This is a genomic window from Steroidobacter cummioxidans (assembly GCF_003104955.1).
On sequence record NZ_LSRW01000061.1, the window covers coordinates 27118 to 50196 of the forward strand.

Below are 23079 nucleotides of genomic sequence, written 5' to 3' on the forward strand. Positions count from 1 at the left end.
GCAGGCCCGCCCCCTTGGGGGATGACGATGAGAGTAGCGACCGTGCTCGCGCCCATCATGCTGGCATTGGCCGGAACGCTATTTTCGTCGAGCGCCTCGAGCGCCGAGCCGCCACATTCGGCGGATATTTCCAAACGCAGTCTCACTGCGAAAGATTTTCCACGTTGGCAGGAGCTCGAGCCCAACGTGTATGCCTATGAAGGGCTCCATTTCCCCGACAAAGACGGCGTGATCGTCAACACGGTCAGCCTGATCGTGGTCACGGGCGATGGCGTGGTGGTGGTCGACGGGCAGGGCGATGTGCCCCAGACCCAGCTGATGATCGAGAACATCCGCAAGATCACCGCTGAGCCCATTAAATATGTAGTGATCGCCTCGGATCACATCGACCACGTGGGGGGCAACGCGGCTTTCAAGGCGGCCTATCCCGACGTCGTGTTCATCGGCTCGCCCGCCTCGCAGAAGCGCCTGGCGAAAGATCCCAATCCGCCGACCATGCTCGTCTCCGAGCAGCGCTCGTTGCGCCTGGGCGCGGCTCAAATTGAAGTGCTGAACCTCGGACGCGCCCACACGGGCGGCGATCTGGTCGCCTGGATGCCCCAGGCAGGGGTGCTGTTCCTGGGCGAGGTGTATTTAAGAGACGTCTTCCCGGCCATGCGCTCGGCCTATCCGACCGAATGGCTCGCCACGCTGCGAAAATCGGTGTACTTGGGGGCAACGTGGCACATCCCGGGCCATGGCTTCATCGACGATGCGCCCACGTTGAGGCGCGAGTTGGACGAGGCGAGGCAGGCCCTGGCTTATGTCATTGATGAGGCGAAACGGCTGCATGCGGCCGGGTACAAGTGCGAATCTGCCGCGAACTGTCCGGCGGTGGAACACGCAAACTGGGGCCCGTATGCCGACTGGGCACTGCGCAGTTCGCAGGCCTCGCTGGCCATCGCTCGTGTATACCTCGAGATCGATGGCAAACTGCCGGAGAGTTGAGTTGTTCGAGCCGCATGGTGGAACTACTGGGTTCGTTGTGCGGTCCAAAGCGACGCGCCGACAAGCGCTGTGAGTTACTCCCGGAATTCAGGATAAACGCCTGACATCCGACGAAAATTTCCACTTTTGCGGCAAAAAACACAAAGTTCATGTAGCGCCTTAGGCGTACATTCTGAATAGCGGATAGAACCGGTCTAGCTCGATTGTAGAGTTGGATACCGTCCATCGCTGTGGGTTGATTGGTAGGGGGACGATGAGAGTGAAGTCATGTATCCGTGCCGTTGGCACAGTTGCTTTGACCAGCCTGCTGTTGGCCGGCTGTGCAGGCACCGATGAGCCCGAGAATCCCGGCACACCGCCGCGCGTTCGGGTCATCACCACCCAGCAGTACTTGAACACGGTTGGGAATGTGTTCGGCTCCAGCGTGAGCATGGACATGAAGTTCCCGCCGCTGCGTCGAACGGACGGTCTGCTGTCGAACGGCGCCGCGTTGGCCGGCGTGACCGCAGGCAAGATCGAAACCTTCCAGCGCGCCGCGAGCAGCATCGCCGGCCAGGTCGTCGCACCAGAGCGCCGCAACTACCTCATTCCGTGCACGCCTGCCGATGAAAAGGCGGCGGATGCAGAGTGCGCCAAGCAGTTTTTCTCGCAGACGGGCCGCCTCCTGCACCGTCGCAAGCTGACCGACGATGAGTTGGGCAAGTACGTCACGTCTGCCAATCAGGCCGCCGACCAGCTGAAGGATTTCTACGCCGGTATCGAGCTTACGCTCGAGTCGATGCTGATCAGCCCCGAAGTGCTGTTCATCGTCGAGACCACCAAAGACAAGGCCGACAAGCAGGGCAGCCGTCGCCTCGATGCTTACTCGCTCGCTTCGCGCTTGAGCTTCTTCCTGTGGGACGCAGGTCCGGATGACATGGTGCTGACGGCCGCCGAGAAGGGCGAACTCGACAGTCAGCGTGGCTTGAAGAAGGTCGTCGATGCGATGCTGGCTAGCCCGCGTCTTGAAGACGGCATGCGCGCGTTCTTCGACGACATGCTCGGCTTCGATGACTTCGATGCACTGTCGAAGGATCCCACCGTCTATCCGTTCTTCACGGGTGCGACTGCCGCCGATGCTCGCGAGCAGACGATGCGCACGCTCGTGGATCACCTGATCCACAAGCAGGAAGACTATCGCGAGCTGTACACCAGCCGCGTGACGTTCATGTCGCCGGCGCTTGCGCCGCTGTATCAGATCCCCGCATCGCGCGGCTGGACCGAATACACCTTCCCCGAAGACAGCCCGCGCCAGGGACTGCTCACGCAGGTGAGCTTCGTCGCTCTGCGCTCGCACCCCGGCCGCAGCTCGCCGACCCTGCGTGGCAAGGCACTGCGTGAGCGCCTGCTGTGCCAGGTCGTGCCGCCGCCGCCGCCGAACGTGGACTTCGGCAAGCTGGAAAACCCGGATGCGCACTACAAGACGCAGCGTGAGCGCGTGGCCGTGCACCTGGAAGATCCTGCGTGCGCCGGCTGCCACAAGATCACCGATCCGATGGGTCTTGCGTTGGAAAGCTTCGATGGCGCAGGCCGCTTCCGTACCGAAGAAAACGGCGCGGTCATCGACACCACCGGCGAGCTCGACGGCGTCGAATTCACCGACGTGGTCGGTCTCGGCAAGGCGTTGCACGACAACCCGGCACTGCCAAGCTGCCTGGTCGATCGCTTGTACAGCTACGGCTCGGGTGGCGCTGCCAAGCCCACCGATCGTCCGCTGCTGAAGTACTACACCGCCGAATTCCAGAAGGCCGGCTACAAGCTGCCTGAGGTGTTGCGCACCATCACCACCTCGGACGCGTTCCAGCACGTCACGGAAGCGAAGAAAGTGATTTCGAACGAGTGGCGCGAGCCGAGCGAGGAGATCGTCATCGATGAGCAGTTGCCGACCACGACCACGGTTGATGCGTCGAACGCTGCCTCCAATATACAAACCGTGGCTATGACTAACAGCCACGACAAGAACTGATTTGCCGTTGCGGAGAGATCACACATGAGCAAGTTGACCAGACGGACAGTCCTTCGAGGCGTAGTCGGCGGCGCTGCAGTAAACGTTGCGCTACCTTTGTTGAATTGCATGCTCAACACCAACGGCACTGCGCTCGCCGATGGCAAGCCGCTGCCGGTGCGTTTCGGCACCTGGGGTTGGGGCTTGGGCATGACCCAGAGCATCTTCGTGCCCAAGAAGTACGGCACGGACTTCGATCTGCCTGAAGAAATCTCGGCGCTCGCGCCGGTCAAGCAGCACATCAACCTCATCACCAACACGCAGGCGTTCCGCGACAACTACCAGAACCTGTGTCATTACACCGGTTGGGTGATCGCCCGCACGGGCGCCGCGCCGAAGGACACCAAGGACATCCCGGGTGAAACCATCGACGTGACCATCGCCAACCAGATCGGCGGCGGCACGCGCTTCAAGTCGCTGACGGCCACGGCCACCGGCGACGTGCGTAACACCTACAGCTACGAGAACAGCAACACGCCGAACGCGCCTGAGTGGTCGCCGCTGCAGTTCTACACCCGCCTGTTCGGACCTGACTTCCCGGATCCGAACGCCAAGACGTTCACGCCCGATCCGCGCATCATGGTGCGTCGGAGCGTGCTGTCCGGCGTGATGGATCAGACCAAGGGTCTGATGGCGACTGTGCCGGCCGATGACCGCGCGCGTCTGGACCAGTACTTCACGGGTCTGCGTCACCTGGAGCAGCAGTTCCAGCAGCGCCTGGAGAAGCCTGAGCCGATCGCAGCGTGCGTGCGTCCGGGCGAGATCAAGGTCGATCCGGCCATGGGTCAGGAAGCCGAAGCGATCATGGTTCGTCACAAGATGATGACGGAGCTGCTGGTGATGGCGCTGGCGTGCGATCAGACGCGCGTCTTCAACATGGCCTACACCAACGCGAACTCCTCGACCATCAAGCCGGGCTACGAGAAGCCGCACCACACGACGACGCACGAAGAGCCGGTGGACATGAAGCTCGGCTATCAGCCGACCGCCTCGTGGTTCACGCGCCGCGCGATGGAATCTTGGGCGTACTTCGTCGATGCGTTCACCAAGGTGAAGGAGGGCAACGGCACGTTGCTCGACAACGTCTTCATCATGGCGACGACCGACCACGGCTACGCTCGCGTGCACAGCCTCGATCACATTCCGATCTTCACGGCTGGCCGTGCTGGCGGCGCGGTGCGTTCGGGTCTGCACATCGACGGCAAGGGCACCACTGGCTGCCGCGTGGGCTACACCGCGCTGCGCCTGATGGGCGTGGACAAGCCGTCGTGGGGCGTGAACAGCAACAACACGTCGCAAGAGCTCGGCGAGATCCTCGTGTCTCGCATGAGCTGACCTGGCGGCGTGCGCAACTCATTCCCCAGAGCGCTGTGAAGCGTTCTGGGGATGAGTGTTTGATGGCTTAGGGGGATATGAATACATGAAAAAAATTCGGTGGTTGCTGTCGGCGGCGCTGTTGGTCAGCGCTGGCGTCAGTCAAACGACGCAGGCGGCCAATGGTCCGTACTGGCAATCCAAAGACTCCAAAGATGTCGAAGCGTATGTGAAGGTGCCGATGCCCGAGGGCATTCAGGTCATCCAAACCGAGCTCGAAGGGCCGGTTTACGCGACTGCCGAAGGCAAGACGATCTACACCTGGCCGCTTGGCGGCCTTCGTAACGGTAACGCAGGCGATCGTCGCAACAGCGGTGTCGCAACCTGCGACAACACCATTTATAAAGAGACGACCGGTTACATGAGCCCCTATCCGCCGGGCTTCCTGCTGCCGGAACCTGAGACGCGCAAGAGCTGCGAGGAGCTGTGGCCTGCGGTGCTCGCACCAGCCGATGCCAAACCCATTGGCAAGTGGACCGTGGTGAAGCGCAAGAACGGCCAGACGCAGTGGGCGTACGACGGCTATCCCGTTTACACCTCGAATCTCGATAAAAAGGCAGGCGATGTGTTCGGTGGCACCAATGCGCTGAGCGGTGGTGCACAGGGCATCGTGCGTCGGCCAATCGGTCCGCCGACGGATGTACCGCCGGAACTGGACATCGTGCCGTTCCGTACCGGCCGCATGCTCACGACCTACAAGGGCTTCTCCGTGTATGCCTCGGATGCCGACAGCCCGGGTAAGTCCAACTGCACCGGCAAGTGTCTGTCGGACTGGGATCCGGTGATCGCGCCGCAGACCGCAAAAGCCAAGGGTGACTGGAGCGTGGTCGAGCGCTCGCCCGGTATCAAACAATGGGCGTATCGCGGCGCGCCGCTGTACACCTACGTGCACGAGACCAAAGGTCGTGCCATGACCGGCAGCGACAATCCGGGTTGGCACAACGTCTTTACGCAGCGTTCGCTGCCGCCGCCGGCGGAGTTCACGGTGCAGGATTCGCGCATCGGCCAGGTACTTGCGGATAAGGACGGCAAGACTCTCTACGTGTACCAGTGCAACGACGATGCGCTGGATCAGCAGACCTGCGATCACCCGGATTCGCCGCAAGTCTATCGTATGGCCATCTGCGGCAACTTCGATCCTCAGGTGTGCCAGGCGACGTTCCCGTACGTTAAGGCGTCTCCCGGTGCGAAGGCCGACGGCAGCTTGTGGACGGTCGTGACGATCGATCCCAACACCGGCAAGTGGGCGAAGTCCGGCGATGCCGGTGCGCTCCAAGTGTGGGCCTACCGTGGCCGCCCCGTGTACACCTACGGCGACGATCTGAAGCCGGGTGACGCGAATGGCGACAACTACGGTGAGTTCAACGGTCAGCGCAACGGCTTCCGTGCGTACTGGCTGCGAGATGACTATCGGAACAACAACCTCGGCCGCTCGCCAGGCGACCGCTAAGTCGGCGAAATACAGGAGCTGATATGAAGAGCAATGCAGTTCGGATGATGAGCGTCGCCGGCTCGCTGCTGGCCGCCTCGGTGACGGTTGCGCTGTCCACGGCAAGTGCCCAGCCAGCGGCGCTGCAGGAAGGCGGCGGGGTGTTGAAAGATCGCCGCATCGGTTACGTGATGACCCATAAATATTGGGCTGTGTACGAAACCGAAGGTGCGAAGACCGAGTGCCCGCAAGGCTTCAACGACGGCCCGCGCGAGCAGTTCAAGAAACTGTACGACGACGGCAAGAAACGCAGCATCGTCGATGCGCAGTTGAAGCGCGAAGGCGAGCAGTGGCATCCGACGACCGCGCCGGAGTCGTTCGTGTTCAAGGAAGCGCAGGGCAATGTTTCCTACGGCTTGAACCTCGACGGTAAGGTGGGGCCGGAGGATTTCACTAGCCCCGAAGGCGAAAAGGGCATCGACAATCAGCTGTATCGCGTGATCGGCTGCATCGGCCACTACCGCACCATGGGCACGATCAATCACTTCGAAAATCTGTTCATGCGCAGCTACGACGACACGCGCATCGTGATCGAGCTGACCGAAGTGGACGATCTGAGGAACGATGATTCCGTGGTCGTGACGACGTATCGCGGTAGCGACGGTCTGTTGCAGGATGCGACGGGCGAAGGCTTCATTCCAGGCGGCACGCAGCGCATCGACACGCGCTGGGGCAAGGAATATGTGAGCAAGCTCAAGGGCAAGATCGTCGATGGCGTGCTGATCACCGATCCTGCCGACAGCGTGATGCTGCCGTGGGGTGTGACGTTCGGCACCAGCGGATATCACGTGTTCCGCGGCTTCCAGTTCAAGCTGAAGCTCGATCCGGAAGCAGCCGAAGGCTTGATGGCTGGCTTCGTCGATGTGAAGAACTTCAACCACCATTTGAATACTTCCTGGTCGACTCACCATCACAGCTACGGTCAGCTCTCCTCGCCCTCGCAATACAAGGCGATGATGCGTCTGGCGGATGGTTATCCCGATCCGAAGACCGGCAAGAACACGGCAATTTCCTCGGCCGTGAAAGTGAAATTCACGCAGGTATACGTGAAGCAGCCGGATCAGAAGGAACTGGTGTCGAAGCAGTAATGTTTGGTTGGGTGCGCAGGAATTTTCAGCCTGCGCACCCATGCTTGCCACGATCATGCGCCAAGGCGCCTTCACGGTGCGAATTTGGCGAAGAAATAACCGCGATGCGGTAGCTAGACTGCCCCTTACAACATGCAGACAACAAACGTTGTTAGGGGGCCGTCATGCTGCATTCACCCCGCCTGGATCGTCAGGCGGCCGCGCTCAGTCCAGCGCGCAACGCGCCACTGACGCTCAGAATTCCCGAGCCTGCCGCCCGTCCTGGCGAGCCGGCCAACTTCAGTAAGCTTCGTCTGTCGGCTCCCGGTGCGGTGCGCCGGCCCTCGCTCGATGCCGAGCCGCGCTCGATCCACGACCTCGCCTATGAGCTGATTCGCGTGCTCGATGACAATGGCAACGCGGTCGGACCGTGGGCGCCGGAGCTGTCGAGCGCGATGCTCATTTCCAATCTTCGCACCATGATGCTCACGCGCGTGTTCGATGAGCGCATGTATCGCGCGCAGCGTCAGGGCAAATGTTCCTTTTACGTGAGGAGCACGGGCGAGGAGGCGGTGGCCGCGGCGCAGGCGGCGGCGCTGGATGACGCCGACATGATGTTTGGCAGCTACCGCTCGCAGGGCCTGCTGATCGCGCGTGGCTATCCCGTCATCAAGATGATGGGCCAGGTGTATTCCAACGTGCTCGATCCGTTGCTCGGCCGGCAGATGCCGGTGATGTATTCCAGCCGCGAGCACAATTACTTCACCATCTCCGGCAACCTCGGCACGCAGTTCATCCAGGCGGTGGGCTGGGCCATGGGCTCGGCGTTGAGTGGCGACACTCGAATTGCCGCAAGCTGGATTGGCGATGGCACGACGGCCGAAGGCGATTTCCACTACGCGCTCACGTTTGCCTCCGTGTATCGCGCGCCCGTCATTCTCAACGTCGTCAACAACCAGTGGGCCATCTCCTCGTTCCAGGGCATCGCCGGTGGCGATGAAGCGCCGTTCGCGGCGCGTGCCATTGGCTACGGGCTGCCGGCGCTGCGTGTCGACGGCAATGATTTCCTCGCGGTGTATGCGGCGACGAAGTGGGCCGCTGAGCGTGCGCGATCCAATCACGGCGCGACGTTGATCGAGCTGTTCACGTATCGAGCCGATGCGCATTCGACGAGCGATGATCCGAGCCGTTATCGCCCCGCCGATGAAGGCACCAAGTGGCCGCTGGGCGATCCTATCGCGCGTTTGAAGCAGCACTTGATCGTGCGCGGCGAGTGGAGCGAGCAGAAGCATGCAGCACTCCAAGAGGAAGTGACGCAAGAGATCCGAGCGCTTCAGAAGGAAGCCGAATCGAAGGGCGTGCATGGTAACAACCAGACGGCGAGCCCGAAGACCATGTTCGAAGGCGTGTTCAAGGAGCCCGATCCGCGGCTGCTGAAGCAGCGCCAGGAGGCGGGATTCTGATCATGGCGACGATGAACATGATTCAGGCCCTGAACTCGGCCATGGCCACCATGATGGCGCGCGATCCGAGCGTCGTGGTATTCGGCGAGGACGTGGGCTACTTCGGCGGCGTGTTCCGCGCCACCGATGGATTGCAGAAGAAATTCGGTAAGAACCGCTGCTTCGATACACCGATCGCCGAAGGCGGCATCGTCGGTGCGGCCATCGGCATGGGCGCCTACGGCATGCGCCCGGTGGTGGAGATCCAGTTTGCGGATTACATCTATCCGGCGTTCGATCAGCTCACTTCCGAAGCGGCGCGTATTCGCTATCGCTCCGCGGGTGATTTCAACACGCCAATCGTCGTGCGCACCCCGTACGGCGGCGGCATCTTCGGTGGCCAAACGCACAGTCAAAGCCCCGAAGGTTTGTTCACGCACGTGGTGGGCTTGAAGGTCGTGATTCCTTCGACGCCATACGATGCGAAGGGCCTGTTGATCAGCTCGATCGAAGATGACGATCCGGTGATTTTCTTGGAGCCCAAGCGCCTGTACACCGGTCCCTTCGATGGTCGTCACGATGTGGCGGTGAAACCCTGGTCGGTGCATCCGGCGAGCGAAGTGCCGGAAGATTATTACCGCGTGCCGCTGGGCAAGGCGTCGATCGTGCGTCCCGGTGAGGATGTCACGATTCTCGCGTACGGCACGATGGTTCACGTGGCGCTGGCCGCTGCGCAGGAAAGTGGCGTCGATGCCGAGATCATCGATCTGCGCAGCCTGATTCCCCTCGATGTGGACACGATCATGAGCTCGGTGAACAAGACCGGTCGCTGCATCGTCGTTCACGAAGCGACTAAAACGAGTGGCTTCGGCGCAGAGCTTGCGGCGCTCGTGCAGCGCGAATGTTTCTATCAGCTGGAAGCGCCGGTGGAGCGGGTGACGGGTTGGGATATTCCTTATCCGCACGCGTTCGAGTGGCAGTACTTCCCAGGCCCGGCCCGCGTGGCGGCCGCCATGCGCCAGGCGATGGAGGCATAAGTCATGGGACAGTACAGTTTCAAATTGCCCGATGTGGGCGAAGGCACCGCTGAGGCGGAGATCGCCGAGTGGCGCGTGAAGGTGGGCGATCGCGTTGAAGAGGACCAGCCGCTCGTCGACATGATGACGGACAAGGCGACGGTGGAATTGACCTCGCCGGTGGCGGGCATCGTGCAGAGCATTGCAGGCAAAGCAGGCGAGAAGGCTGCGGTCGGCTCGGTGCTGGTCGTGCTGGAAACGGCCGGTGGCGCGTCCGCAAGCGAAAGCAAACAAACAGCGTCGGTGGAGCCACCCGCTGCGATCGCCGCTGCCGCTCAAGCCGAGCCGCGTCGTACCGGTACTGGCCCGGTCGCGGTGGCAACGATCGCCCCCAAGGCGAGCGGTGCGGAGGCGTCCGCAAAAGCAGCGGCGGCTGTTAGCCGTAGCGGTGGTTCGTCGGCGAATAGTGCTTCTGGCTTCAGCCGAGCTGCCGAGGCTGGCACTCAGCCTCGTCGGGGTGAGCGTCCAGCGGCATCCCCGGCCGTGCGTCGTCGCGCTGAAGAGCTCGGCATCAAGTTGCAGTTCGTGCGTGGCACCGGCCCGACCGGTCGCATCCTGCACGCCGATCTGGATGCCTATCTTGCTGAAGAGACTGGCAACGGCGGCCCATCGCGCATCGGTCATGCCGAGCCTGCTCAAGGCGGCGGCAACAACTATCTGTACAGCAAACTCTCCGGTGGCGAGGACGTCCCCGTCATCGGCCTGCGCCGGCAAATCGCCGAGCGCATGCAGGCGGCGAAACGTCACAATTTTCCACACTTTCACCTATGTGGAAAGAGGTCGACGTTACCGAAACTCGAAAGAAGAACTTCGTGCTCACCTCAACGCCACGCGCGCCAAGGATCAGCCGAAGCTGACCCTTTCTGCCGTTCCTCATGCGCGCACTCGTTCGTGTGCTGCGTGAGTTCCCGCAGATGAATGCTACGTACGATGATGAAGCTGGCGTCATTCATCGCAGCGCCCCGGTGCACATCGGCATGGCCGTGCAAACCAATCGCGGCTTGCTGGTCGCCGTGATCAAGCACGCCGAGTCGCGCGACCTGTGGGACTGTGCAAGCGAAGTGGGTGAGCTCGCCACGGTCGCACGCGACGGCAAGGCATCGCGAGACCAGTTGAGTGGCTCGACGATCACGATCACGAGCCTCGGCCCCTTGGGCGGCGTCTCAGCAACGCCCGTCATCAATCGTCCCGAGGTTGCCATCATCGGACCGAACAAGATCGTCGAGCGCCCGGTGGTGCGCGACGGGCAGATCGTGATTCGCAAGATGATGAATCTGTCGTCCTCGTTCGACCATCGCGTCATCGACGGCGCCGAAGCCGCCGAGTTCATTCAACGCCTGCGCGCGGTGCTCGAGCAGCCCGCCACCATTTTCGTTCGGTGATTCCGATGAGCGAACACATCAAGACACGGTTGTTGGTTGTGGGCGGTGGGCCCGGCGGATATGTGACGGCGTTGCGAGCCGCACAGCTTGGCCTGCAGGTCACGCTGGTGGAGGCCGACCGATTGGGCGGCACCTGCTTGATCCGTGGCTGCATCCCCTCGAAGGCGATGATCCACGCCGCGGAAAAGTTTACGAACGTGCGGGATGCCGCCAAACAGGGCGGCACGTTAGGCATTTCCTTAAGTGCATCACCGACCCTGAATCTCGCCGAGACGGTGAAGTGGAAAGATGGCGTCGTGAACCGCTTGAACGAAGGCGTCGCAGGCCTGCTCAAGCGCGCGAAGGTGCAAGTGATCTCCGGCTGGGCGAGCTTCGTCGATGCGAAGTCGTGCGTGGTGCAGACCAGCGGCGGGCAGATCAGCATCACGGCCGAGCACGTGGTGCTCGCGACGGGCTCCGAGCCCGTGGCCTTGCCGGGGCTGCCCTTTGGTGGACCGATCATTTCCTCGACCGAAGCCTTGTCGTTGCAGAGCCTGCCGCGCAGCCTCGCCGTCATCGGCGCCGGCTACATCGGGCTCGAGTTGGGCATCGCATTCCGCAAAATGGGTGTCGATGTCACCGTCATCGAAGCTCAGGATCGCATCCTGCCCCTGTATGACAGTGCGTTGGTGAAGCCGGTCGCGCGCTGGCTGGAGAAGAACGGCGTGCCGGTGCACCTGGGCGCGTCGGTCGTCGGCTTCGAAGCAGGCTCGCTGTTCGCGAAGACCCAGGATGGCCGGTCGCTGGCATTGAAGACCGAGCAAGTCCTGGTCACGGTCGGTCGCCGGCCGCGTACGGAGGGCTGGGGCCTGGAGAACATGGGCATCGACATGAGCGGTCGCTTCGTGCACGTCGACGATCAGTGCCGCACCTCGATGCGCAACGTGTGGGCTATCGGCGATCTGGTCGGCGAGCCTATGCTCGAGCACAAGGCCACCGCGCAGGGCGAGATGGTCGCCGAGCTCATCGCGGGCCACCGGCGGCGCTTCGATCCGGTCGCGATTCCGGCCGTATGCTTTACGGAACCGGAGATCATCAGCGTCGGTTTGTCACCGAGTGACGCGGGCGCGGGCGACATCGAGGTGATCACCTCGCAGTTCCCGTTTGCCGCCAACGGCCGGGCGTTGTCGATGGAGGCGGGCGAGGCGGGCGGATTCGTGCGCATCGTTGCCCGCAAACACGACCGTCGCTTGCTTGGCATTCAAGCCGTCGGCGCGCACGTGTCCGAACTGTCCGGGGAGTTTGCGCTGGCGCTCGAAATGGGCGCGACGCTGGAGGATGTGGCGGGAGTCATCCATGCCCATCCGACCCTCTCCGAGGCATTCTTTGAGGCATCGCTGGCCGGTCTCGGCCATGCCTTGCATGTGTAATGGCCGCTGAAGAAAGAGGCGCCATGAGCAACGGCAGTCTCGACAAAATCGACTACAAGATCCTCTCGGTCCTGCAACAGGACGCATCGCTGTCGGCGGCGGAGGTCGCCGAGGCCGTGGGCCTCTCGCAGTCGCCGTGCTGGCGGCGGATCCAGCGGCTCAAGGACGACGGCTACATCACCAAGATCGTGGCGCTGCTCGACCGGCAGAAGCTGGGCCTGCGTGCGCAGCTGTTTCGTGCAGGTCAAGGTGGTGAAAAACGACCGGGCGAGCCTCGCCGAGTTTTCCGAGGCCATCCGCGCCTTTCCCGAGGTGATGGAGTGCCACGTCGTGCTCGGTGTGTTCGACTTCCTGCTACGCGTGGTGGCCAAGGACATGGACGCCTACGAGACCTTCTACTTCGAGAAGCTCTCCCGCGTGCCGCACATCCTGGAGGTCACCTCCTATGTCGCGGCCTCGGAGATAAAAACCACAACTGCCTGGCCGTTGCACGTCTAGCAACGAACTTTGCCAGGGAACGCAACACTGCCTCGCTTGCGGGGCGGTGACGTTCGTCCTTTACCTGAAACGTTGTTCATAAAACCCCTAGAACGACGTTAGCGTCTTGCAACTGTCGCCATTTACGTGCATCACTACGCCACCAAACTCGCCGAGGTTGATAAGTAAACGCACCAAGCACGCCCAACGCACATAATCGTCCTAAGACATGCCTGTAGACGGTTGCGCCCGACCAGCACACACGAGCGCGCCGATCGCGTATTGATGAGGGGGGAATGATGGAAGGTCTGGACAAGATCGATCTGAAAATCTTGCGTGCGCTTCAGGAGGATGCCTCGCACTCAGCCGCCGAAATCGCAGATTCGGTGGGACTGTCGCAGTCGCCGTGTTATCGGCGCATTCAACGCCTGAAGGAAGAGGGCTATATCACCCGGATCGTGGCGATGCTCGATCGCCGCAAGTTGAACCTGCTCACGCAGCTGTTCGTGCAGGTCAAGGTGATCCGCAACGACCAGCAGAGCCTGCAGGAATTCACCGAGTACATCCGCAGCTTTCCGGAAGTGCTCGAGTGTCACGTGATCCTCGGTGCCTACGATTTCCTGTTGCGCGTGGTGGTGCGCGACATGGAAGCTTACGAAAAATTCTATTTCGGCAAGCTGTCCACAGTGCCTAATATCCGCGAAGTGAATTCCTTCGTGGCGGCTTGGGAAGTAAAGTCGACCACGTCATTGCCGCTGAAGATCTAAAGGCGTGCAATCGTCCGTCGCCAGCTCGATGCATTACGCATACATCATGCGCAAGGCGCGAGCTGGGGACGCATTTCCGCGAAGTTCCTGCCACGCCGCAGGAGTAGGCTTTTGACAGTAAGAATGGCGCCGCGTGACGGTGCCGTAACAACGGCCCGCAAGGGCTCACTAGAGCGATCCGCTCGGAGGGGGATGCATGACTACGACTCGTGCCGCGAACAGGTTCGGTAGCACGTTGCTCGCGATGGGACTCTTCGCCGTGAGTCTGTCGGCGAGCGCCGAAGACGTGAAAGTGACACTCACGGGCGCCGAGGAAGTTCCCGCCGTGACCACCCAGGCCAAGGGCGAGGGCACGATCACGATCGCGAAGGACATGAGCGTGACCGGCAGCGTCAAGACCTCCGGCGTCGAGGGCATCGCGGCTCATATTCATCTCGCCGAGCCGGGCAAGAACGGCCCGCCGGTCGTCACCCTGACCAAGGGCGAAGACGGCAGCTGGTCCGCCCCGGCAGGCTCGAAGCTCACTGAGGAACAGTATCAGGCGTTCAAGGCAGGCCACCTGTACGTGAACGTGCACAGCGCCGCTCACAAGGGTGGAGAGATTCGGGGCCAGCTGAAGCCGTAAGGCTAAAGTTGCGTCAGGGGATCCATTATTAAGCGGCCGACTCGCCGGACTCGATAACAAATGACGAAATTGAACATTGCAGGCGGCCGACGCTCCCGCGTCGCCGCCACTTGGGTAACGCTCGGTCTTACATTCGGTGTCGCCTGCGTCACAGGTCTGTCGATCGCCGACTCCAGTGCTGACAGTCCGGCGGCCAGCGCCGGAGATCAAGCCAACTCGCTGATCGAGCGCGGTCGATATGTCGCCCGCGCCGGCAACTGCGTGAGCTGCCACACCGCGCACGGTGGGCAGGCATTCGCCGGCGGGCTCGCGTTCGAAACGCCGTTCGGCAAGATCTATTCGACGAACATCACGCCCGATCCGGACACCGGCATCGGTAAATGGACCGAGGAGCAGTTCGCTCGCGCGGTACGCGAAGGCGTGCGCCCCGACGGTGCGCATCTGTATCCCGCGTTCCCGTACACGGCCTACACCAAGTTGACCGACGAGGACGTCTCGGCGCTGTACGCGTACTTGAAGGTCGTGAAGCCGGTGAACAACACCACGCCGGAGAACGAGATGAGCTTCCCGGCCAACCAGCGCTGGGCGCTGGGTATCTGGAAGACGATGTTCTTCGATGAGGGCCGCTTCAAGGAGAATCCGGCGCAGTCGCCCGAGTGGAATCGGGGGGCGTATCTGACCGAAGCGCTCGGTCACTGTTCCGCCTGTCATTCGCCGCGCAACTTCATGGGCGCGGAAAAATCCAGCATGGCGTACACCGGCGGCGAACTGAACGACAAGGTCATGACGGGCGAAGTCAAGCAATGGTCGGCGCCCAATCTCACCAACGCGAAGAACGGCCTGGCTGCCTGGTCCGTGGAAGAGCTGGCGGCGTATCTGAAGACCGGGCGTAACGAGTTCGTCGAGACGCACGGCCCGATGAACGAAGTCATCTTGAACAGCACGCGTCACCTGACCGATGAGGACACGATGGCGATGGCCACGTACCTGAAGAGCCTGCCAGCCAACGAAGGCAAGGTCGGCAAGCCGGCCAGCGCCGAAGCGTTGAAGGCGGGCGAGAGCCACTACAACCTTCACTGCGGCACCTGCCATCAGCCCAGCGGCCTCGGCGCGCTGAGCGAAGATGCGGGCGCGAACCTGGTCGGCAATCCGCTGGTGCAGGCGAGCAACCCGGCCTCGCTCATCAACGTGATTCTCTACGGTCCGCACCTGGCGAAGCTGCCTGGCCCGAAGCGCTGGAAGGATATGCCCAACAACTTCGGCGAGAAGCTCTCCGATGAGGAAGTGGCTTTGATTGCCAGCTACATGCGTGCCGCATGGGGCAACGTCGGCGGTGCAGTCACCGAGAAGCAAGTGGCCCAGCAGCGCTAACGCGCCACTGAAGTCCATCGGGATGAAACATAGCAACGCGTACGTGCAAACGTGCGCGTTGCTGATTTCGGGGGTCGAATGAAAAAACTGGGTTGGTTGCTGGTCGCCATCATCGGCGCTTTCGCGATCGGCGGGCTCGCGGTTCACCGTGGCGAGTCCATCAACGCGATGTGGCTCATCGTCGCGGCCGCGTGTGTCTATGCCATCGGCTATCGTCTGTACAGCGCCTGGGTTGCCGCCTCGGTGCTCGTGTTGGATCCGAGTCGGGTCACGCCCGCCGTACGAATCAACGACGGTCGCGACTACGTCCCGACCAACAAGTGGGTGGTCTTCGGCCATCACTTCGCCGCCATCGCCGGCCCCGGCCCGCTGATCGGCCCGACGCTCGCAGCTCAATTCGGTTACTTGCCCGGCACGATCTGGATTCTGGTCGGTGCGGTGCTGGGCGGCTGCGTGCAGGACATGACGGTGCTGTTCCTGTCGACCCGTCGCAACGGTCGCAGCCTGGGTCAGATGGCGAAAGATGAGATGGGACCGGTCGGCGGTTATGCCGCGATGATCGGCACGCTCGTCATCATGGTCATCCTGATCGCCGTGCTCGGCCTCGTGGTGGTCAACGCCATGCGCCACAGCCCATGGGGCACCTCGACGGTGTTTGCGACCATTCCGATCGCGCTGCTGGTCGGCATTTACATGAAGGACATTCGTCCGGGCCGCGTGCTGGAAGCCTCCATCATCGGCGTGGTTCTCTTGCTGCTCGCCGTGGGCGGTGGCGGCTGGGTCGACAGTCACCCCACGATTCGTCAGTTCTTCGATCTGGACGCGCTCACGCTCGCCTGGTTCGTGATCGGTTACGGCTTCATCGCTGCCGTGCTGCCGGTGTGGCTGCTGCTTGCACCGCGCGACTATCTCTCGACGTTCTTGAAGCTCGGCACGGTGACGCTGCTGTTCATCTCCGTGATCGTGATGCGTCCGGACATTCACATGCCGGCGGTGACCCAATTCATCGACGGTTCCGGCCCGATCTTCGGCGGCGCGCTGTTTCCGTTCGTGTTCATCACCATCGCGTGCGGCGCCATCTCGGGCTTCCACGCACTGGTCTCGAGCGGCACGACGCCCAAGCTGCTCACCAATGAAGGCGATGTGCGTCTGATCGGCTACGGCAGCATGATGCTGGAGTCGGCGGTCGCCATCATGGCGATGATCGCGGCCACGCTGCTCGAGCCGGGCATTTTCTTCGCGATCAACAGCGGACCGGGTGCGGTCGGTGCGACGCCCGAAGAGGCGGTGGCGACGATCACCAGCTGGGGCTTCCCCGTGACGGTCGATCAGATGGCGTTCCTCGCCAAAGAAATGGGCGAGTCGACCTTGTTTGCTCGTACCGGCGGTGCGCCGTCGCTGGCGGTCGGCATGGCGAGCATTTTTGCCTCGACGTTCGGTCAGAACATGCTGGCACTGTGGTACCACTTCGCGATCATGTTCGAAGCGGTCTTCATTCTGACGACGCTCGATGCGGGCACGCGCGTGGGCCGCTTCATGTTGCAGGATGCGCTGGGTCACATCTGGCCGAAGCTCGGCCAGACCTCGTGGTACCCGTCGATATTGTTCTCCAGTGCCATGATCGTCGCCGGCTGGGGTTACTTCCTGTACATCGGTGTGATCGATCCGAACGGCGGCATCAACATTCTCTGGCCGTTGTTCGGTATCTCCAATCAGCTGCTCGCCGGCATCGCGCTGTGCATCTGCACGGGCATTCTGGTGAAGTCGGGCAAGCTGCGTTATGCGTGGGTGACGGGCGTGCCACTGGCGTGGCTGACGCTCGTGACGACCGTGGCGACCTGGCAGAAGGTCGTCTCCGACGATGTGCGAATCGGCTTCCTGGCTGCTGCCAATGACATCGCATCGAAACTGGCTGCTGGCACCTTGAGCCCCGAACAGGCCGCGGTTGCGCCACAGCTGATCTTCAACCAACGACTCGATGCCGTGCTGGCGGTCGTGCTGACGCTGATTCTCTGGATCGTGATCGCCGATACCGCGCGCGTGTGCATGCGAGTCGTGCAAGGCTTGCCGGTACCCCCAAGTTCGGAGGTCCCGGCGCGAGGAGCGGCATGATCAATACACTTCGCAGAACCATTCCGACCAACACGTGGTCGACCGACGAAATCCGCCAGTTGCGGCAGTTGGCTACGGCCGGCGCCTCGCTGGACACGATTTGCGTCACGTTGCGAAGGACGCGCTCGGCGATTAGAAACAAGGCGACGATGCACGGCATCTCGCTGAAGCGTTGCGGTGAGAGTCTGAGCTCACACGAGCAAGGGGCTGCATAGAATGAAGCACGCGCGGGTCACGGTAATGGCGACAGCATTGCTGTCGGGGGCGATGTTCTCGACCGTTCACGCGGCAGAGTCTCCACTCGAGATCAACGCGTGCGCTTTGTTGACGCCGGCGGAGATTTCCGCCGCGATCGGCGGCTTGCCCGTGGACAACGGCCGCCGTCAGGACGAGGGCATGTCGCGCGACGGGCAATACTCATCGACCTGCTTCTGGACAATCGAGCCCGATAAGGCGCCGGATGTCACGCAGCCGGGCCGCGGGCGCCGTTTCGTGATTCTCAATGCCCACCGCTGGCCTGCAGGGCAGGGCTTGGCGAAGAAGTTCCTGGAGGCGTTCCATGAGTCCGCAGACCAGGGCGTCATCTCGAACCAACCCGTGCCTCGCAAGTTCGGCGACGAGGCGCTGTGGTGGGGCGACGGCCTCGCAGTTCGCAAGGGCGATGTGAGCTTCGGCATTTCCGTCTTCATGCCCAAGCGCGGCGAAGCGCGCACGAGCGCGATGGAGGAGAAGCTCGCGCCGAACATCCTGCGACGGCTCGATCGCAAGACGGCGGTCTGAAATCGCACAGCGCCGCCTAGATCAGCGGCACGATGAGATAGCACCCCACCGCGCGAACTCTTAGCGCGCGGGAAGGCGAGGGTGTGACTGCGGTCATTTCCGAAGAACGTCGCACGAGGCAGACTTCTGTCGAGCAAGCGCACCTTGCACGGCATGGACGCACACGCCTTCGTAGAGGGGCGGTAGTGTCCGCGAAAGCCGAGCCCTCGCGCCTGCGCTCGAAACTACGCAGGACGCCTCTACGTGCATCTCGACAGCTCCGATAGTGCGAACAACGTCACGGTTCGCCACGCAAAGAATCACTCTCGCTTTTCCAGTCTGCTCGCCGCCACATTGCTGATGGCATTACAGGGCGCGCACGCCGCCATCCCTACGGTGTCGATCGTCATCGTAGACCCGATGCTGGGCGTGGGTGAAACCACGCAGGTCACCTTCACGTTCTCCGAAGCGGTCAATGGCTTCGACCACACGGACTTGACGGTGACCGGCGGCTCATTGGGTCCCCGCACCACCAGCGACAACACCACCTGGACGGCCACGCTCACCCCACCGCTCAACTTCGCCAGCAGCGGCAATACTATTTCCGTCGCACTCAGCGGCGTGACGAGTGTGTCAACCGACGAGCCGGGCGTCGGGACGGCGACGTCGGCCCCGTACACCATCGATACGATACGGCCAACGGCCGACATCGTCGTGAGCGATACGTTGCTGACCGCGGACGAGACCTCACTCGTGACGATCACTTTCAACGAGGCAGTCACAGGCTTGACCCTCGCGGATTTCATTCCCAGAAACGGTACGCTCTCCTCGTTGAGTACCGCCGACAACATCGTCTACAACGCTACGTTGACGCCCACAGCGAACCTCACTCGAAGCACCAACGTCATTACATTGGACAACACCGGCGTGATGGACGGGGCTGGCAATGCCGGCGCCGGCACCACGGACTCGAACAATTACGCTATCGACACCGAAAGGCCCAGGGCGACTCTGACCCTTTCAGATACCGAGTTGAACTGGGGCGAAACTGCGACGGTCACCATTGTTTTCAACGAGCCGGTGACGGGGCTCGATCTGGCGGATCTCTCGGCCGATAGCGGCACGATCAGCGCGCTCACAACTGCAGATAACGTCACGTATACCGCTCAGTTCACTCCAACGGCGAACCTGCCGCACGTGCCCACCAACCGGATCCGTCTGGATAACACGGGCGTGCAGGACAGCGCCGGCAACGCCGGCACGGGATTCACGGATTCGAGCAACTACACCGTACGCACGGTACGGCTCACATTCCTCGTCACCAGCAGTATCGACACTGGCGATGACTCGACGATCGCAGCGGATGTCACGATCGACGGAGCCGATGGCGACGGATTGAGCTTGCGCGAAGCGATCGGCTGGGCGCGCAGTGGAGATACCATCATTTTCGATCTGAATGGTGGTGTCAGCGGTCGGCAAGGCGGCACCATCACGCTCGGCGGAACGCAACTGAGCCTGAATTACAACATCACGATCGACGGTGATGTCGATGGCGATCATGTGCCTGATGTGACGATCTCCGGTAATGGCGCCAGCCGCATTTTCCTGGTCGACAACAACGTCACGCTCGAAGGCCTCACGCTGATCGATGGCAGCACCTTCGGCGGCGGTGCCGCAGTGGGGGTGGGCGTGGCCGGTGTCGCAATCACTCTTCGCGACTGCGTGCTCGATAACAATCACGAGACGGGATCCGGCGGTGGCGCGATCTACGCAAGCGGCAGCGCCGTGACGCTGATCAACACGACCGTCTCGAACAACAGCTCTGCCAACTTCGGCGGTGGCGTGCGAGTCGTCGGGCCAGGCGGCTCGCTCAATGTCATCAATAGCACCATCACTGGCAACCGCACGGCCGGTTCGGGCTCGCACGGCGGCGGCATTCAATTCGGCGGCTCGGGGACGATGACAATCGTCAACAGCACGATCAGTGGCAATGCGGCGATGGGTTCGGGTTCCCTCGGCGGCGGAGTCCGCGTGACCCCGGGTTCCGGGGATGTTGCCTATATTTATAACAGCACCATCGTCGGTAACGCTGCAGAAAGCGGCGGCGGTGGTGTGCATGCCGGGCGCACTGAGACGATCGCCAACACGGTGGTCGCAGGAAACGTGAGCGGCGCGGGCTCGCAACCCGCCGTCGGCGGCTCATCGCTTGCAACCGGCGGCAGCCCGGACGATGTCGCCGATGTGCTCGACGTGGCGATGCACAGCTACTTTGGCTCGAATGTCACGATCACCGCCGATACGGGTTCGCTGAATAGCCAGGGCACCGGCAATCTGCTGCTCGGCGATCTTGCATTCAATAATGGAGGCCACGTCCAAACTCATAAGCCGCAGATTGGCAGTGCTCTGATCGGCGCAGGCAATGCGGCACAGCTGCCCGCCGATGCGTACGATCTCGATGAGGACGGAGATACCTCGGAGAGCCTGCCAATCGATGCAAACGGGAATGCTCGCGTACGCGCGGGCCTCGACATCGGTGCGGTCGAGTTCGCCTCTGCCGCTGTGACGTCGGTGAGCTCCACGGTCGCCAATGGCAGTTACGGAGTCGGCGCTTCGATCCCCATTACAGTCACGTTCGACGCACCCGTCGTTGTAACCACCAGTGGCGGGGTGCCGACGCTCACGCTCGAGACGGGAGCGATCGATCGACCGATCGCCTATGTTGCCGGGTCCACCACGGACACGCTGACCTTCAACTACGTGGTGCAGCCGGGCGATGTTTCCGCCGATCTGGATTACCACAGTGCCGGCGCGCTGACGCTGAATGGCGCGATCATCCGCGATCTCGCTGGGGTCGATGCCACGCTCACACTGCCGATCCCGGGCAGTGCACTTTCGTTGGCTGGGCAGAAGGCAATCGTCATTGGCGGCGTTGCTGTCAACGACCAGGATGGCGACGGCATGAGCGATGAGTTCGAGCAACGCTATGGCTTGGATCCGCACGATCCGTCCGATGCCGCGACCGATCTGGATGGAGACGGGGTGTCGAACCTCGATGAGTTCCTGCAGGGCAGCGACCCGACGCGTGACGATCAGGCGCCGCTCATCAGTTCTCCGCCGCCGGTGACGATCGATGCGACCGGCCTGCTCACGATTGCACCGACGTTGACACCCCCTTCGGCGGTGGATGGTCGCGATGGGCCGGTCACGGCCAGCCTGGTGGAGGCACTGGATTATCTGGCGCCGGGCACGCACACGGTCACCTGGCAAGCGACCGACGCTGCCGGCAACCGCGGCCAGACACTGCAGGCCATCAACGTTCGACCACTGATTTCCCTGGGTCCCGATCAGGTCAGCGGCGAGGGCGCGGATGTTTCCGTGCGCTTCTTCCTCAATGGAACGTCGCCGAGCTATCCGCTTACGGTGGCTTACACGGTCGGCGGCACCGCCGGCACCGGCGATCATGATCTGGTGTCCGGTGTCGTGGTGTTTGAGCAAGATGAAGTCGAAAAAACGGTGACGGTGTATGTCACCGACGATGGTATTGCCGAAGGCGAGGAAACCCTCACGGTGGCGCTCACGGGCGAGGGCAACTTCGGCGCGCGTCGTAACCATGTCATCAGGATCGTTGAGACCAATGTGGCGCCCACGTTCGACTGGTCGGTCGTGCAAGGGGGCAGGCAGACGAGCGTTGTCGTCAGGGAGGGTGGTCTCGTGACGCTGGGAGCGACCGTGCGCGATTCGAACCCGGCGGACGAGCACACGTATCACTGGAGCATTCCGGCTGACATCCTCGCTACGAGCGTGGGTAGTTCCGTTCGTACGTTTGATCCATCACTGCTCGCGCCTGGCTTTTACAAGTTCGAGTTGGCTGTCGGCGACAGCGGTACGCCCGCGATGAGCACGTATGACTTCCGCGTCATCGAGGTCGTCGCGGATGCCCCCGCGTTGAGCGCGAGCATGGATACCGATGGCGACGGCATCGATGACGCGTCGGAGGGCTGGGGAGATGACGATGGCGATGGACAGCCGAATTATCTCGACGCCAGCGACCTGCGAAACGTGCTCAACGAACGCGTGGGCGATGACGGTCTGTTCCTGATCGAAGCGGATCCGGGCGTGCGGCTCATCCTGGGCGAGGGCGCGTTCCAAGAGGGCGCCGACGGCGCATTGTTGAACGATACCGAACGGGCGGGGCAGCGCCGCCTGCCGCTCGACATTGTGAGAAACGCCGGAGGGTATTTCGATTTCGGCGTGCGTGATTTGCCGAGCGTCGGCGGCAGTATCCAGATCGTCATCCCACAGCGTCAGCCGATCCCCGTGAACGCCGTGTATCGTCAGTTCGCGGCTGGACACTGGACCACATTCATCGAGAACTCACGCAATCGGGTGGCATCGGCTCCGGGTCTGCTCGGGGTGTGTCCGCCACCGGGCAGCCTCGATTACCGAGCCGGATTGAGCGAGGGCGACTGGTGCGTGCAGGTGACCATCGAAGATGGCGGCGCGAACGACGCCGATGGCATGGAGAACTTTGCGATCTCAAACCTCGGCGGAGTCGGCTCAGTCAATGCTTTTAGCCGCACTACGAGAGGCGGTGGCGGCTCGATGGGACCTGGGTTCCTGCTCTTGTTATTGACCGTGATGGTTTGTCGGGGACGGCGTTCGCAGATCACCGTGAGGTGATCGCGAATCAAGATGCGG

15 protein-coding genes and 2 pseudogenes are annotated in these 23079 nt (G+C 62.2%); all 17 read left to right on the forward strand.

Going from position 1 to position 23079, the window contains the following annotated elements; translation table 11 throughout:
• Positions 1-27: 27 nt before the first annotated feature.
• The 17 genes and pseudogenes from D0550_RS25170 (at position 28) to D0550_RS25250 (ending at position 23061) form a co-directional block, all read left to right on the forward strand.
• Positions 28-987, forward strand: a complete 960-nt coding sequence (locus D0550_RS25170) for an MBL fold metallo-hydrolase (RefSeq protein WP_161966042.1) — start codon at positions 28-30, stop codon at positions 985-987.
• Between the two features lie 259 nt (positions 988-1246).
• On the forward strand, positions 1247-2992 hold the full coding sequence (locus D0550_RS25175; RefSeq protein WP_161966043.1) for a DUF1592 domain-containing protein: 1746 nt from the start codon (positions 1247-1249) through the stop codon (positions 2990-2992).
• 24 nt (positions 2993-3016) lie between these two features.
• Entirely contained in the window at positions 3017-4366 is a 1350-nt protein-coding gene (locus D0550_RS25180; protein ID WP_116811965.1) for a DUF1552 domain-containing protein, read from the forward strand.
• An 85-nt stretch (positions 4367-4451) separates the two neighbouring features.
• A complete protein-coding gene (locus tag D0550_RS25185) occupies positions 4452-5855 on the forward strand; it encodes a COG4315 family predicted lipoprotein (RefSeq protein WP_116811966.1) in 1404 nt (467 codons plus the stop codon).
• Between the two features lie 23 nt (positions 5856-5878).
• On the forward strand, positions 5879-6982 hold the full coding sequence (locus D0550_RS25190) for a hypothetical protein (protein ID WP_206606530.1): 1104 nt from the start codon (positions 5879-5881) through the stop codon (positions 6980-6982).
• 164 nt (positions 6983-7146) lie between these two features.
• On the forward strand, positions 7147-8424 hold the full coding sequence (locus D0550_RS25195; protein WP_116811968.1) for a thiamine pyrophosphate-dependent enzyme: 1278 nt from the start codon (positions 7147-7149) through the stop codon (positions 8422-8424).
• 2 nt (positions 8425-8426) lie between these two features.
• Positions 8427-9440, forward strand: a complete 1014-nt coding sequence (locus D0550_RS25200) for an alpha-ketoacid dehydrogenase subunit beta (protein ID WP_116811969.1) — start codon at positions 8427-8429, stop codon at positions 9438-9440.
• A 3-nt stretch (positions 9441-9443) separates the two neighbouring features.
• A pseudogene (locus D0550_RS25205) lies at positions 9444-10861 on the forward strand (dihydrolipoamide acetyltransferase family protein).
• A 5-nt stretch (positions 10862-10866) separates the two neighbouring features.
• Positions 10867-12270, forward strand: a complete 1404-nt coding sequence (gene lpdA, locus D0550_RS25210) for a dihydrolipoyl dehydrogenase (RefSeq protein WP_116812000.1) — start codon at positions 10867-10869, stop codon at positions 12268-12270.
• 23 nt (positions 12271-12293) lie between these two features.
• Positions 12294-12768 (forward strand): annotated as a pseudogene (locus tag D0550_RS36950) (Lrp/AsnC family transcriptional regulator).
• Between the two features lie 275 nt (positions 12769-13043).
• On the forward strand, positions 13044-13514 hold the full coding sequence (locus tag D0550_RS25220; protein WP_116811970.1) for an Lrp/AsnC family transcriptional regulator: 471 nt from the start codon (positions 13044-13046) through the stop codon (positions 13512-13514).
• A gap of 196 nt (positions 13515-13710) precedes the next feature.
• Positions 13711-14139 (forward strand): CHRD domain-containing protein, encoded by a 429-nt coding sequence (locus D0550_RS25225; RefSeq protein ID WP_116811971.1) that lies wholly within the window; start codon positions 13711-13713, stop codon positions 14137-14139.
• Between the two features lie 60 nt (positions 14140-14199).
• A complete protein-coding gene (locus tag D0550_RS25230; RefSeq protein WP_116811972.1) occupies positions 14200-15510 on the forward strand; it encodes a cytochrome c in 1311 nt (436 codons plus the stop codon).
• Positions 15511-15588: 78 nt separating this feature from the next.
• Entirely contained in the window at positions 15589-17622 is a 2034-nt protein-coding gene (locus D0550_RS25235) for a carbon starvation CstA family protein (protein WP_116811973.1), read from the forward strand.
• On the forward strand, positions 17619-17837 hold the full coding sequence (locus tag D0550_RS25240) for a hypothetical protein (RefSeq protein ID WP_116811974.1): 219 nt from the start codon (positions 17619-17621) through the stop codon (positions 17835-17837). The genes D0550_RS25235 and D0550_RS25240 overlap by 4 nt, the downstream gene beginning before the upstream one ends.
• A gap of 1 nt (position 17838) precedes the next feature.
• The gene (locus D0550_RS25245) at positions 17839-18402 is read left to right on the forward strand and encodes a hypothetical protein (RefSeq protein WP_241520920.1); all 564 of its coding nucleotides are present in this window, start codon (positions 17839-17841) and stop codon (positions 18400-18402) included.
• Between the two features lie 243 nt (positions 18403-18645).
• The gene (locus D0550_RS25250; RefSeq protein ID WP_116811976.1) at positions 18646-23061 is read left to right on the forward strand and encodes an Ig-like domain-containing protein; all 4416 of its coding nucleotides are present in this window, start codon (positions 18646-18648) and stop codon (positions 23059-23061) included.
• The last annotated feature ends 18 nt before the right edge of the window (positions 23062-23079 follow it).

Coding starts and splice junctions, on each gene's coding strand:
- D0550_RS25190 (WP_206606530.1), top strand. CDS start 5,879: ATGAAGAGCAATGCAGTTCGGATGATGAGCGTCGCCGGCTCGCTGCTG.
- D0550_RS25200 (WP_116811969.1), top strand. CDS start 8,427: ATGGCGACGATGAACATGATTCAGGCCCTGAACTCGGCCATGGCCACC.
- D0550_RS25195 (WP_116811968.1), top strand. CDS start 7,147: ATGCTGCATTCACCCCGCCTGGATCGTCAGGCGGCCGCGCTCAGTCCA.
- D0550_RS25220 (WP_116811970.1), top strand. CDS start 13,044: ATGATGGAAGGTCTGGACAAGATCGATCTGAAAATCTTGCGTGCGCTT.
- lpdA (WP_116812000.1), top strand. CDS start 10,867: ATGAGCGAACACATCAAGACACGGTTGTTGGTTGTGGGCGGTGGGCCC.
- D0550_RS25225 (WP_116811971.1), top strand. CDS start 13,711: ATGACTACGACTCGTGCCGCGAACAGGTTCGGTAGCACGTTGCTCGCG.
- D0550_RS25240 (WP_116811974.1), top strand. CDS start 17,619: ATGATCAATACACTTCGCAGAACCATTCCGACCAACACGTGGTCGACC.
- D0550_RS25245 (WP_241520920.1), top strand. CDS start 17,839: ATGAAGCACGCGCGGGTCACGGTAATGGCGACAGCATTGCTGTCGGGG.
- D0550_RS25180 (WP_116811965.1), top strand. CDS start 3,017: ATGAGCAAGTTGACCAGACGGACAGTCCTTCGAGGCGTAGTCGGCGGC.
- D0550_RS25185 (WP_116811966.1), top strand. CDS start 4,452: ATGAAAAAAATTCGGTGGTTGCTGTCGGCGGCGCTGTTGGTCAGCGCT.
- D0550_RS25170 (WP_161966042.1), top strand. CDS start 28: ATGAGAGTAGCGACCGTGCTCGCGCCCATCATGCTGGCATTGGCCGGA.
- D0550_RS25230 (WP_116811972.1), top strand. CDS start 14,200: ATGACGAAATTGAACATTGCAGGCGGCCGACGCTCCCGCGTCGCCGCC.
- D0550_RS25235 (WP_116811973.1), top strand. CDS start 15,589: ATGAAAAAACTGGGTTGGTTGCTGGTCGCCATCATCGGCGCTTTCGCG.